Source organism: Bifidobacterium saguinibicoloris, from assembly GCF_019331725.1.
In the GTDB taxonomy this organism is placed as follows: Bacteria; Actinomycetota; Actinomycetes; order Actinomycetales; family Bifidobacteriaceae; genus Bifidobacterium; species Bifidobacterium saguinibicoloris.
Genome location: NZ_JAHBBF010000001.1, coordinates 234830 through 248123 on the forward strand (window position 1 = coordinate 234830; position 13294 = coordinate 248123).

Genomic DNA, 13294 nt, shown 5'->3' on the forward strand with positions numbered 1-13294 from the left:
TTCGGTGCGGCCGGTCAGTCCCTCAGGGCCTTGCCGGTGAGTTCGAGGAACACGTCGTTGAGGCTGGGCGGCCGGCTGGTGAGGTGTCCGACGTTGGCACCGTGCTCGCGCAGCACGCCAATGAGGTCGACGAGGTTGTGTTCGCCGCGGCGGCAGCGCACGTCGAGCTCACGGCCGTCGTACGTCGCCTCGATGACGCATGGCAGGGCGCGTACGGAGGCGAGCGCCGTGTCGTCCAGGTCGAGGGTCTCGACGGTGATGCGTTCGCCGGTGTCGATCATGGCCTTGAGTTCGTCGGCGGTGCCGAGGGCAAGATGCCGGCCGTGGTCCATGATGAGGATGCGGTCGCAGATCCGTTCGACCTCCTCCATGTAATGGCTCGTGTAGACGACGGTGGCTCCCGCCTGGTTGAGTCCCTCGATGCCTTCGAGGATCGCGTTGCGGCTCTGCGGGTCGACGGCCACGGTGGGTTCGTCGAAGAAGATGAGGTCGGGCCTGTGGGCGATGCCGCAGGCGATGTTGAGGCGGCGCAGGAGTCCGCCGGACAGCTTGCGCGGCCGGTACTTGCGGAAGTCCCCCAATCCCGCGAAGTCGATGGCCTGTTCGACCAGGGGCGCGCGGTCGGCTTTCCTCGGCACGTACAGGGAGCAGAAGTAGTCGATGTTCTCGCTCACGGTGAGCTCGTCGAACACGGCGACGTTCTGCGGCACGATGCCGATGCGGCGTTTGAGCGCGTAGCTGGTGGGCGTCATCGGTTCGCCGAAGACCCGGATGGAGCCGGAATCGTAGGCGAGCAACGCGAGGATGCAGTTGATGGCGGTGGTCTTGCCGGAGCCGTTCGGTCCGAGCAGGCCGAAGATCTCGCCGCGGCGCACCTCGAGGTCGAAGTGGTCGAGCGCCACCATGTCCCCGTAGCGTTTGACGAGGCCGTCGACCTTGACCGCCGGGGTCGTGTCCGCGGCCGTCACTGTGTTCGTCGTCATGGCCGTCTCCCCTTTCCTTGGATGGTGATCCCATTGTCCTTCCATGCGGCGGCCGGATTCCACCGACGAACGTCACGCCTCGCGCGACGGACATGACATTTGTCATCCGCCCGCGGCCGCGGGCTAAGCTGGAGCTGATTGGAGGCCATGACGGAAAGGGGAGGCGGCATGCGCGAACTGCTGGTCAAGACGCTGCTGTTCGGCCTGTGTCTGACGTTCGCCGTCACCACGTCCCCCGCATCCGGTCCCGTGCCGTCATGGCCGGCTTCGGACGGCATGGCGACGACCGCGGGGATGCTGCTCGCCGTGTGCGCGACGGCGCTCGCCGCCTGGCTGCGTTCCCTCCGGCCCGCCGGTCCCGCGTCATCGTCCATGAGGACGGGGGACGCCGGTTGGATGCCGCCGCTCGCGTATGCGGCGTTGGCCCTTCTCGAGCCGCGATGGTGTGTGTTCCTGCCGTTGGCCGCCTACGATCTGGCATGCGCCGGTCCGCCGGTGTCCGGTTCCGCGTCCGCCCGTCCCGCCGTGTACGGGACCGGGCGGACGACGGTCCGTCTCGCCGTCGACGTCGTCGTCCGGTTCGCGTGGGCGCTGCCGCTGCTGCGGCCCGTGGCCGCGTACCTTCATGACGGTCCGTCGGCCGCCGCCGTCCGCCCGTCGACGCTGCTGACGGCCGCGTTGTGCACGGCCCTCGGGTTCGCGTTGGGCCGTTCGGAGCGGGACGTCGCCGGGTCGCGTCGGGCGCTGCGGTCGGAGCGGGACGCGGCGCGTCAGGAGGCCCGGGACGCGCGCACGCGCATCGCCGACCTGGACGAGGAGCGTGCGCGTGCGGTGCGCGTCGCCGCGCTCGGCGAACGCACGCGCATCGCGCGCGAGATCCACGACAACGTCGGCCATCTGCTCACGCGCGCGATCATGCAGGCGAAGGCGGGCGGCGCCGTGGCCAACGCGACCGACGATCGGACGGCGTCGGCCGGTTTCGCCGCACTCGGCGCGACGTTGGACGACGCGATGACGATGGTGCGGCGCTCCGTGCACGACCTGGAGGACGACGGCACCGATTTCGCCGCGCAGATCGACGCGGCCGCCCACGCGTTCGACGGCGCCTCCCCCGGCTTCCGGGTGGCCATGACCTGCGACGTCGCCTCCGCGCCGGCGCCGGTGGCCCGATGCCTCGCCACGGTGATCCGCGAATCGTTGTCGAACACGGCGCGGCACAGCGCCGCCCGGACGGCGACGGTCACGTTGCGCGACTTCCCCGCGCTCTGGCAGCTGGTCGTACTCGACCCGGGGCCGAGACTCGACGAAGGCGCGGAGCCGGCGCGCGTGGCCGGCGAGGCGCCGCGCGGCATGGGGCTCGCGGACATCGCCGAACGCGTGCGCGCGGTCGGCGGCACGTCGGCGTGCGGACCGTACGGCGATGGCTGGCGCGTGTTCGCCGCCATACCGAAAGGACCATGGGCCGTGCATGACGACGACGATACGAACGGAGGCGCATGATGCGGATAGCGATAGCGGACGACGACCCGATCGTCTGCCAGTCGTTGGCGACGATCCTCGAGGCGACGGGGACGGCCGACGTGCTGTGGACGGCGAACGACGGCGACGCGACGGTGCGGAGGTACTTCGAGACGCCGTCGAACCGGCCGGACGTGCTGCTCGTGGACGTGCAGATGCCCGGACGCGACGGGCTCGACGCGGCGCGCGCGATCCTCGCCAAGGACCCGGCGGCGCGCATCCTCGTGCTCACCACGTTCGCGGACAAGGCGTACATCGACCGGGCGATGGCGTTGGGTGCGAAGGGCTATCTCATCAAACAGGACGTGGCGTCGGTCGCACCCGCGCTGAACGCGGTCATGGCCGGACAGGTGGTGCTCGGCGCCGACGTGCTCGGCAAGCTCACCGCGCCGGCGGCATCCACCGGTTCCCACGAGGGCGTGGATGAAGCCTCCGCCGCATCGTCCCGCGGCATCGCATCGTCCGCCGTCGAACCGGACGGCGCGATGGACGCGCTGCTGAACGACCGCGAACGCGCCATCGCCGCGCTCGTCGCCGAAGGATTGGACAACCGGGACATCGCATCCCGGCTGTTCCTCAGCGAAGGCACCGTGCGCAACCGGGTGAGCGCGATCCTCGACAAACTGGGACTCGCGAACCGCACGCAGCTCGCGATCCTGTGGATCCGCGAACACCGGTAGGCGTGAACGGCCACCCGCCCCGTCAGCTGTTCTTCATGACGATGCTGTCGACGGTGTTGGCGACGCGTTCGCAGTCGTCGGAGCACCGCTCGAGGTGACGGTACACGTCGTGCCATGCGAACACCTGCAGCGGGTCGCCGCCCTCGGTGTGCAGGGCCCGCATCGCCTTGATGAACACATGGTCGGCGTCGGTTTCGATGGTGTTGATCGCGAACACGAGCTCGCGCAGCGTCCTGGATCGCTTGAAGCGCGGCAGTTCGGCCGTGAGCTCGCGGATGCGTTCAGTGGCGCGCACCACCATATCGGCCATCTCGATGGCGTCGGAGCGCATGTCGGTGACGTTGTCGTAGTAGAGACGGTCGAGCACGCCCTCGATCGAGTCGGTAACGTCGTCGAGGACGTGGCTCAGCTCGGCGATGTCCTCGCGGTCGAACGGCGTGATGAACGCGGTCACCAGCTCGTCCATGAGGCCGTGGCGGATCTTGTCGGCGGCTTGTTCGATGCCGTGCATCTCCTCCATGCGCTCGCGCAGGCGCTCGGAATCGAAACCGTGCATCACGTCCGACAGGAGACGGGCGGCCCGGCATGCATGTTCGGCGCTGCCTTGGAACGAGTCGAAGTAGAAGGAGTCGTTCTTCCTCGCCATGTGGTGTGGTCCTTTCTCGTGGGAAGTGTCGGAGACCCCGTGGTGGGACGGGTTAGAAGACGAACATGAAGAGCTTGGCCATCGCGTAGCTGATGATGCCGCAACCGGGGAACGTGAACACCCAGGTGAGCATCATGTCACGCACCACGCCGAAGTTGATGGCGGACAGGCGGCGCACGGCGCCCACGCCCATGATGGCGCTGGTCTTGGTGTGCGTGGTGGACACGGGGATGCCGAGCACGGTCATGAGCAATAGGCACAGGGCGCTCGACAGGTCGGCGGAGAATCCCTGGTATTTCTCGAGGCGGACCATGTCCATGCCGACCGACTTGATGATCTTCTCGCCGCCGACGGAGGTGCCGACGCCCATGATGGTGCTGCACAGGATCATCAGCCACACGGGGATGACCACGCCGACGACCGACGACTGTCCGTTGCTCAGGGCCATGCCGAGGAACAGCACGCCGATGAACTTCTGGCCGTCCTGGGCGCCGTGCATGAAGCTCATGGCGGCCGCGCCGGCGATCTGCGCGCCGGTGAAGAACCCGTTCGTGCGCCGCCGGTCGAGGCCGGCGCAGACCAGCGTCACCGCCTTGCACACCAGCCATCCCATGGCGAACCCGATGAGCAGGCTCGCCGCCAGACCGTACAGCACCTTGACCCATTCGCCCATGTTGATGCCGGCGATGCCGCCCTGGATGGCGATGGCCGCGCCGGACAGGCCGGCGATGAGGCTGTGGCTCTCGGACGTGGGGATGCCGAGCATCGAGGCGCCCACGCTGTAGACGACGATGGAGAACAACGCGGCGCACAGGGCGATGAGCGCGGCGTCCGTGTCCCCGCCGAAATCAACCATCGTGCTGATGGTGGAGGCGACCGACGCGTTGATCTGCGTCATGAGGAACACGCCGAGGAAGTTGAACACGGCGGCCATGACCACGGCGGACCGCACACGCATACAGCGCGTGGTCACGCATGTGGCGATGGCGTTGGGAGCATCCGTCCACCCGTTGACGAAGATGACCCCGAGCGTGAGCAACGTCGTCACGAACAACGCCGGGTTCGAGAACACCTGTTGGAGGAAATGGGCGAACGACAAGTCCACGGGGATGATCACCTTCTTCTTCGCAGGATGGCGTAACCGTCACGACGATTGTAGCCGATGACCGACTACGTAGCGGCACGGTCGCCGTCGTGTCGCCGTCGTCCGACGGACGGATGTGCGAAAATAGACATGACGTCAATTCGCAGTGATCGCGATGGCATTGGGAGGTGCGTCATGAATGGAACCGTCAACCGGATCGCGGCCGGTGATGCCGTCCGTGATTCCGACCGTGTGGGGTCAATGCCCGACTGGGCTCGTCACGGAATCTTCTGGCACGTGTACCCGCTGGGGTTCTGCGGATGCGACATCCGCCCGCAAGGCCCGCGCGAATTCCACGGACGGGGGCTCGACGCGCTCATCCCCTGGCTCGGCTACGTGCGCGACCTCGGCGCGTCGGGGCTGCTGCTGGGACCGGTCTTCGAATCGGCCACGCACGGCTACGACACGCTCGACCACATGCACGTCGACGTGCGCCTCGGCGGCGACGTCGCATTCGACCGGCTCGCCGAGGCATGCCGCGGCATGGGCCTGTCCATCGTGCTCGACGGCGTGTTCAACCACGTCTCCCGCTCGCATCCCGCCGTCAGGGCCGCGATCGACGAGGCGGCCGGCACGCTCTCGCCCGCCGACGAACCATGGCGCGGACTGGTGCGCGCCGCACGCGACGCCGACGGGAAGCCGACGCTCGACGTGTTCGAAGGCCACGGCGACCTGGTCGACCTCGACCATGACAACCCCGCGACCGTCCGTTACGTGACGGACGTGATGGACCACTGGCTCGACCGGGGCGCCTGCGGATGGCGTCTCGACGCCGCATACGCCGTGCCGCCCGCGTTCTGGACGCAGGTGCTGCCGAAAGTCAGGGCCGCGCACCCGTACACGTGGATCTTCGGCGAGGTCATCCACGGCGACTACCCGGCGATCGTGCGCGCATCCGGCATGGATTCGGTCACCCAGTACGAGCTGTGGAAGTCCATCCAGCATGCGCTCGAGACCGACAACTTCTTCGAACTCGACTGGAACCTCACACGCCACAACGGATTCCTCGGCACATTCGTGCCGCAGACGTTCATCGGCAACCACGACGTGACGCGCATCGCCTCCCAGATCGGCCCGGACAAGGCGGCGCTTGCGCTGGCCGTGCTGATGACGGTCGGCGGCGTGCCGAGCGTCTACTACGGCGACGAGCAGGGGTACGTGGGCGTCAAGGAACAGCGCTTCGGCGGCGACGACGACGTGCGCCCGAAGTTCCCCGGCACCCCGGATGAGCTGTCGCGGCTCGGCGAGCCCACGTACCGGCTGCATCAGGCGCTGATCGCGATCCGCCGCCGCCACCCGTGGCTGCTCGACGCGCGCACCGAGAAGGTGCTGCTCGAGAACAAGCGGTACGTGTACCGTTCGGTCGCCGCGGACGGCTCCGACCGGCTCACCGTGGAGCTCGACGTCGAGTCGGAGCCGTCGTTCTCGATCCGTGACGCGGCCGGGACCGTCCTATACCGGCGTTGAACCCGTTCGGTCCGTCTCCGCCGGATGCCGGCGGAGACGGACGACGGAAACGGGGCCGGACGGAGGAACCGGAGGACGGTTCAGCGGCTGCGGAACGGCGCGCGCGTCCGCTTGCCCGTGTGGCGCCGATGGGGCCCGCCCTGCGCTCCCCCGCGCTTGGAGGCCATGCGACGTTCATGCCGTTTGACCTTCTCGCTTCGCTCATCCTGGATGATGCGGTTCTCGTCGTGGTGGTGAATGCGCTTGCCGCCCGCGGAACGGTTCGCGGCATTCGTGGCGTTCGCGGCGGAGCGCTTGCCCGTGCGCCTGTCCGCACGCTTGTCGGACTGTTTGGCGGACCGCTTGGCGTGCGGCGTCGCGCCGGTCTCGAACCGACGTTCGCGCTCCTCCGCCTCACGGTCGCCCTGCATGCCGGCGCGGCGTTCGGCTCGGTTGCGCTTCAGCTTCGGACGATCCTCCCGACGTTCGTCGCGGCTCTTCCCATCACGGGGCTCGCCGTCGCGTCCGGACGCGGGACGGCCCTTGCCGCCCTTGCGCGAACGCGGGTTGCCGGCGGGCTGCGTGGTGTCGAGGTTCCAGCCGAACACGGGCTCGGCCTTCTCCCCCGCCAGTTCGAGCACCTGCGGGGAGTCGTGGCGCACCTTGACCGGCTTCTCGTCGATGCCTGCCGCCTTGAGCATGCGCTGCGCCTCGCGGCGCTGGAACGGCAGCACGAGCGTCACCACGTCGCCGCGACGGCCGGCGCGCGCGGTCCTGCCGGACCGGTGCACGAACGACTTGGGGTCGGCGGGCGGATCGACCTGGATGACGAGTTCGACGTTGCTCACGTCGATGCCGCGCGCGGCTACGTCGGTGGCGACGAGCACGTTCACGTCGCCGTTCTCGAACGCGGCGAGGTTGCGGTCGCGCTGGTTCTGGTTGAGGTTGCCGTGCAGCTGCGCGGCGGGGATGCCATGCTGGGTGAGCTTCTTCGCCAGGTTCTTCGCCTGGTACTTGGTGCGGGTGAACAGGATGCGGCGTCCCTTGCCGGCGGCGAGGGCGAGGACGACGTCCATGCGGTCGTCCTTCTCGACGGCGAAGACATGCTGGGTCATCATATCCGAGGCGGCGGTGGGCTCGTCCACGCTGTGCGTCTTGGGGTCGCGCAGGAACTCGCGCACGAGCTCGTCCACGCCGTGGTCGAGCGTCGCGGAGAACAGCATGTGCTGGGCGTCGGGGCGCACCTGTGCAAGGATGCGGCGCACCGGCGGCAGGAAGCCCATGTCCGCCATCTCGTCGGCTTCGTCGAGCACGACGACGCGCACGTCGGACAGGGTGAGGAGCTTCTGGTTGAGCAGGTCCTCGAGACGTCCCGGGCAGGCGACCACGATGTCCGCGCCAGACATGAGGTCGCGCACCTGACGATTCTGCTTGACGCCGCCGTACACAGTGGTGGTGGTCATGCCGGCCATCTGGGCGAGCGGCTGGAGCACGTCGTTGATCTGGTTGGCGAGCTCGCGCGTGGGCGCGAGCACGAGGCCGCGCGGATGCGGGTGGAAGTCGCCGGACTGGCGCTCCTCGAGGTGGCGTCTGCGGATGTGCTTGACGTTGTACCGGTACTGGCCCATACGCATGCCGGGCTCCCATGCGGCCTCCATGAGCCGGGCCGCCATGGGCAGCGCGAATGCGAGCGTCTTGCCGGAGCCGGTGCGGCCGCGGCCCAGCACGTCCCTGCCGTTGAGGGAATCCGGAAGGGTGTCCGCCTGGATGGGGAACGCCTCGGTCTTGCCGTCGGCCGCGAGCACGCGGCACAGGGGCTCGGGCACGCCGAGCTCGAGGAAGGTGGGAAGGTGCGTCTCGACCACGGGAGTGGTGAAGGTTGTATCTGGCACGGGGGCCTTTCATTCATGACTGTATGGACTGCGCCGATTGCGCAAACCATGCAACACTAGCCCATGCCCGATACTTCGCCCCTCCGCCCGGGGCCGTCTCACACGTAGTTGCGTTCGATGAGGATGTCGGAGACGGTGAGGTTCGCCTCGTTGACGAGGTTGAACAGGATCACGTCGGCGAGCTGGCCCGGGTCCATGAACGTGTGCTGCTTCTCCAGGGAGACGTAGTCGTGGCTGTCGCGGTAGAAGGCCGTGTCGATGCCGCCAGGATACACACCGACGATCTTGACGCTCGTGCCCTTGTAGGCGGCCTTGAGGCTCTGCGTGTAGCCCTTCTCGCCCCACTTGGTGGCGCAGTAGACGGATTCGTTGGCGTTGCCGCGCGTGGCGGCGGTGCTCATCACGTTCGCGATCTTGAGATCGGCCTCGCCGTCGGCCTTCAAGGTTTCGACCGACCACAGGATCATGCCCTTGAGGCCCTTGAGGCACTTGTCGACGTCGGCCGCCTCGTAGGCGGTGGGCGTCTTGAACGAGGGCTGCCCGGCGTTGTTGACGAGCAGGTCGATGTGGCCGAGCCCGGCGATCTCGGCGACGGACGCCTTGACGAACGCCTCGTCGGACACGTCGCCGACGAAGCCCCGGTACGAGTCGGCCGGGAATTCGCCGGCGAGTTCGGCCTGGCGTTCGGCGTTGAAGTCGATGCCGGCCACGAACCAGCCCTTGGCGATGAGACGCTTGGCGAGCTCGAAGCCGAGCCCGAGGGCGCTTCCGGTGACGATCGCGATGTTCTTCCCGTTCACGGCATCCGCCATGATGACCTCCCTTGTCCGTTGACCCGCCGTGTCACGGCGGGCTTCTCCGGCAAGGCTATCGGACCGGTCAGACCCGCGTTTCGCCCGGCAGCGCGCCGTGTGTCGCCGGCACCGGAAGTCAGGCGATCTGGGAGGCGGAAGCGGGGTACCACATGGCGAACCAGTTCTCCTCGTCCGGATGAGCCAGATGCTCGGCGACCCAGCCGCGGGCGACGGCGAAGAAATCATCGATCAGGGTTCCGTACTCGGAGGCGAGACGGACGATCAGGGACGTTCCGGTGGTGTGGCTACGCATCGCAATCATTGCTCCTTAGCGGTATGGCATGCCGGACGGATGTCGGAATCATCCGCCGGACATGTGCGATTCTTGGATTGTCGTTTCGCTTTTCCGCTGCAGCTGGAAGCTAGTTACAGGATAAGCCGGGCGGCAACGCGCCACAGGGCGCGAAATGTCGCTTACGGACCGATGAATAGTAAAATCGTATTTCGATGATGGTCCGGGCGGAATCACGCGATGCGGTGCGACGAACGGCGGCGGTACGGACGCGGACACGGGAGGCGGCGTATGACGGACACGGTTGCGGATCCGGCAGGGCAGGCGGGGCTGAAACGGATCTCGGTGCTGTCGGACCTGTCCGAGCGGGTGCCGTACACGGTGCCGGGGCTGCCGATCTACGCGCAGTGCGATGCGCTGTCGATCTTCGCGGACTACCGGTGCGCATGCCATTGGCATCGCGATCTGGAGTTCATCCGCGTGGTCAGCGGCGAGATGCGCTATTTCGTCAACGGCAGCGTCACGCTGCTGCGGCCGGGCGAAGGCATGGTGGTCAATTCGTCGCGTCTGCACTACGGGTTCTCGCCTGAACATCGGGACGCCCGGTTCTCATGCGCGGTGATCGGGCCATCGCTCGTCGAAGGCGTCGCACCCTCCGTGCGGACACGCTGCGAACGCGCGTTCGGACAGGACATGGACGATTTCCTGCTGCTCTCCTCCGGGGTGGATTGGCAGCGTGACGTGCTGATGGGCATCGACCGGCTCGTCACACAGCTGCACGGGGAACGGCCGGCGCGTGGGCCGGCGTCCTCCCTCGCGGACCCGGCGTCGGGGCACTGGCCGGACATCGACCCGCTGCCGGCCGCGGCGACCGCCATCGGCCTGTACGGCAAGGTGCTGGACCGGTTCCGTCCGGCCGCGGCCTCCACCGGGGCGGGCGGCGCCACACACGGGGGCGACGGCTCCTCGGACCAGCGCGACCGCATCGTCGTGCTGGAGATGACCGGCATGGTGCAGAGCCGGTTCGCCGAACCCCTGGGGTTGGAAGACATCGCCCGGGCCGGCGCGGTGAGCCGCAGCCGCTGCTGCGCGCTGTTCAGACGGTACGTGGGCCGCACGCCGAACGAGTACCTGACCGAACGGCGGCTCGAGGAGGCCAAGCGGCTGCTGGCCGGGACGGACGGCGCCGTCGCGGAGGTCGCGCGCGCCTGCGGGTTCTCGTCGTCGAGCTATTTCATCAGCGTGTTCCGCAAACGCCTCGGCATGACCCCCAATGCCTACCGCGGCACCCGGTCCTAGGGGCCAACATGGACCGGCGCATGAGGCCGCGTCGCCGCAAGACGACGCGCACGGCGGCGATCATCGCGGCGGCGTATGATGCTGACCATACCGAGGAACGGGGGCAGTATGGCAGGCGGCAGCGAAGCAGGCAGCGCAGCTAGCAACACGGCAAGCAGTGCACCGAGCAGCGATTCACTGGACTCGCTGGTGCCGCACTACGATCCCCACTTTCACGAGGACTACGCCCGCAGGCTCTACACGGTCTGCAATCCCGACGATCCCATGGACGCCCCGCGCAACGTAGCGCTCATGGGCACGTTCGGCAGCGGCAAGAGCAGCGTACTCAAGGGCTTCCTCAACCGCCTGACGTGGGGGCGCAACGCCGCAAAAACGGATGACAAGGAATCCAAGCGGTACCAGAACGCGCAATCCAAGTTTCATTCGATCCTGCAGCGCCTTGACGCAAAACTAGGTCCAATCATTCCGCCATGCATTCTGGTGAAGTCGTCGGAGATCATGCAGTCGGTCGACACGAAGGCGAAGCACGATCAGATCAAGCAGGACATTCAGAAGGAGATCGTCAAGCAGCTGATCTACAGCACAGACCCGTCGGTCGTGAACGGATCGCACTACCGCCGCCTGTACAGCAGCCGTTCCTGGCGGCGAACGCTGACGACCGCTGGCGCCGTCTTCGCATTGGCGCTGCTGATTACAACGGTGCTGTCGGCCATTCCCAATGGCATCGGATTCGCGGGAATCTGGGCACGGATGCGGGATGGACAGTTCTGGGGGAACAGCCCGAAATTCATGCTCGCCGTCGCTATGGCAGTCGCAGCCGGCATCGCCACGTTCTTCGTGCGCAATCTGCCGTGGAAGCCGTCGAGCATGTCTGCGTCGATCGAAACGATCGAGCTCAAGGCAGACGAGCGAGGCAACATCGACATCTTCGACAAGTACATCGACGAGATCGTCTTCCTCATCGAACGCGCCAAGATCCGGTTCGTCATCTTCGAGGATCTTGATCGCGTGGACCAGTTCGACATCTACTACGAACTGCGCGAGCTCAACACCCTGATCAACGATTCGCGGCAAGCACAGGGCAAGCCTCCCGTGACGTTCATCTATGTCATGGGCGACGAGGCGCTGGATCCGAACCGCTACGAGGCGAGCAGGGTGTTTGGCAGCAAGTGGAAAGAACGGCAGCCAGGCGCCGTGACCGCCGAGACGAAGGCGAAGTTCTTCGACGTGAGCGTCTATCTGCGCCCGTTCATCTCGCCCGCATACGACATCGCATCCGTGCTGGGCGACGCGGATTCCGCACGCACCGCGAATTCCGCGGACAATGCGCAGCAGAACAACACGCAGCAGAACAACACCGGCGGCGCGCAGGTCGGCGGTAATCCGAGCAACGCGGACCTGCTGGCCCTCATCCGCAGCGAGCTGCCGGACCAGCGCACGCTGCTGGACGTGAAGAACCTGTACGCCATGACCGTCGAGCGCATGCAGCACGACACCTTCCCCGCCGTTGATTTCAGTCCCGATGAGTGTCTTGCCGCCTGCGCCATGCGCATCGCCTATCCGCACCTGACCTTGCAGATCATCAGGCGCGACATCGAATTCACATCGCTCATCCACGACCGCGACCATGCATCCGATGCGCCGCTGCCGCACATGGTGCGCGAATTCATCAGGTTCGGCCTGTTCGACGACAACTATCTGGCATACCTCGTGGACTGGGAGAGCCGCCTCTCCCCCGCTACCTTCGCCCTGCTGCAGGAGGCTGCCGACTGGGATCCCTACTGCGCCACGGAAGAGCGGCGGAACACATGGGAAAAGCCACTGGATTCGACTACGCTGGGCGATCTCGCCGAAGCACTCGCCCATCACGTCGGCCTCGACCTCATCGAGCGCCGCTGCCCCTACCTGCTGCTCAACCGCAGCATGCTCGACACTGTCTACGGCATTGCCAATATGGACGCATGGCGCATCACGGACGACAGCGAACGTCAACGTATCAAGGACTGCATCATCAGGATTATCGGCAAGCACATCAAAAATCCCACCCCTGTGGTTGACGGCAAGGCGAAAAGTGCCGAGAGCAGCGCCGTGTACACGAATGCGCGCGACCTCTACGATAGGCTGCAACAACTCGCCAAGGATGCCAATAATCCGGTAGACGCAGATACATACGCGAAGGATGTCAATGGCATCAAAGCCCAGTTCGATGCCACCAACATAGAACCATTCAAGAGGGCCTTCTATGGCAGTTCCGCCAACGAGAAGAATGCAACAAGGGACGAAGCTGACAAGTCGACTGCAACAGCTCATACGTCGAATAGCCAAAGCGAAGAATCAAGCACCGAAACAAGCAGGGCCATGGAAAATGCCGAAAGAGCCGATGACATTTCTAGCCCCGATAGGCGCCGACCTAGCAGTCGTCTCAATATGCCGCCGATGCCAATGCCCGACAACGACACCGGCATCGGCAGTGAACCGAATGACGACACCGACGACGCCGACGACACAGAAGAGGACAACAATCCCGTATAGCGCGCAGGCTATGCAATATCGGTACAATAAAGGCGCAATCGCACGCCGTCAGGCACGCGCAGAAAGGA

At 66.4% G+C, this 13294-nt stretch carries 11 protein-coding genes; 5 read left to right on the plus strand and 6 right to left on the minus strand.

What is annotated here, in order from left to right:
- Positions 1-14: 14 nt before the first annotated feature.
- A complete protein-coding gene (locus tag KIH78_RS01230) occupies positions 15-983 on the minus strand; it encodes an ABC transporter ATP-binding protein (protein ID WP_219130892.1) in 969 nt (322 codons plus the stop codon).
- Between the two features lie 276 nt (positions 984-1259).
- On the opposite strand from KIH78_RS01230, the gene KIH78_RS01235 reads away from it, so the two are divergent.
- Both KIH78_RS01235 and KIH78_RS01240 read left to right on the plus strand, forming a co-directional pair.
- Positions 1260-2483, plus strand: a complete 1224-nt coding sequence (locus KIH78_RS01235; RefSeq protein WP_219130994.1) for a sensor histidine kinase — start codon at positions 1260-1262, stop codon at positions 2481-2483.
- Positions 2483-3181: a response regulator transcription factor gene (locus tag KIH78_RS01240; protein ID WP_219130995.1), complete on the plus strand. Its 699-nt coding sequence runs from the start codon at positions 2483-2485 to the stop codon at positions 3179-3181. The genes KIH78_RS01235 and KIH78_RS01240 overlap by 1 nt, the downstream gene beginning before the upstream one ends.
- A gap of 22 nt (positions 3182-3203) precedes the next feature.
- Here KIH78_RS01240 and KIH78_RS01245 read toward each other — a convergent pair whose 3' ends face one another.
- Entirely contained in the window at positions 3204-3827 is a 624-nt protein-coding gene (locus tag KIH78_RS01245; protein ID WP_214315794.1) for a DUF47 domain-containing protein, read from the minus strand.
- A gap of 52 nt (positions 3828-3879) precedes the next feature.
- On the minus strand, positions 3880-4932 hold the full coding sequence (locus tag KIH78_RS01250; RefSeq protein ID WP_219130996.1) for an inorganic phosphate transporter: 1053 nt from the start codon (positions 4930-4932) through the stop codon (positions 3880-3882).
- Positions 4933-5172: 240 nt separating this feature from the next.
- Between KIH78_RS01250 and KIH78_RS01255 the strand changes: the two genes are divergently transcribed.
- Positions 5173-6438 (plus strand): alpha-amylase family protein, encoded by a 1266-nt coding sequence (locus tag KIH78_RS01255; RefSeq protein WP_219130893.1) that lies wholly within the window; start codon positions 5173-5175, stop codon positions 6436-6438.
- Between the two features lie 80 nt (positions 6439-6518).
- On the opposite strand, the gene KIH78_RS01260 is transcribed toward KIH78_RS01255, so the two are convergent.
- From KIH78_RS01260 to KIH78_RS01270, 3 genes are all read right to left on the minus strand, one after another.
- A complete protein-coding gene (locus tag KIH78_RS01260) occupies positions 6519-8309 on the minus strand; it encodes a DEAD/DEAH box helicase (RefSeq protein ID WP_219130894.1) in 1791 nt (596 codons plus the stop codon).
- A 98-nt stretch (positions 8310-8407) separates the two neighbouring features.
- Positions 8408-9121, minus strand: a complete 714-nt coding sequence (locus KIH78_RS01265; protein ID WP_219130895.1) for an SDR family NAD(P)-dependent oxidoreductase — start codon at positions 9119-9121, stop codon at positions 8408-8410.
- A 118-nt stretch (positions 9122-9239) separates the two neighbouring features.
- Positions 9240-9425 carry a hypothetical protein gene (locus tag KIH78_RS01270; protein WP_219130896.1) on the minus strand — a complete coding sequence of 62 codons (186 nt, stop codon included), beginning with the start codon at positions 9423-9425 and terminating at the stop codon, positions 9240-9242.
- A gap of 261 nt (positions 9426-9686) precedes the next feature.
- Here KIH78_RS01270 and KIH78_RS01275 point away from each other — a divergent pair, with 261 nt between their 5' ends.
- Together KIH78_RS01275 and KIH78_RS01280 are read left to right on the plus strand one after the other, a co-directional pair.
- Positions 9687-10694 (plus strand): AraC family transcriptional regulator, encoded by a 1008-nt coding sequence (locus tag KIH78_RS01275; RefSeq protein WP_219130897.1) that lies wholly within the window; start codon positions 9687-9689, stop codon positions 10692-10694.
- 108 nt (positions 10695-10802) lie between these two features.
- Positions 10803-13226 (plus strand): YobI family P-loop NTPase, encoded by a 2424-nt coding sequence (locus tag KIH78_RS01280; RefSeq protein WP_219130898.1) that lies wholly within the window; start codon positions 10803-10805, stop codon positions 13224-13226.
- Positions 13227-13294 lie beyond the last annotated feature (68 nt).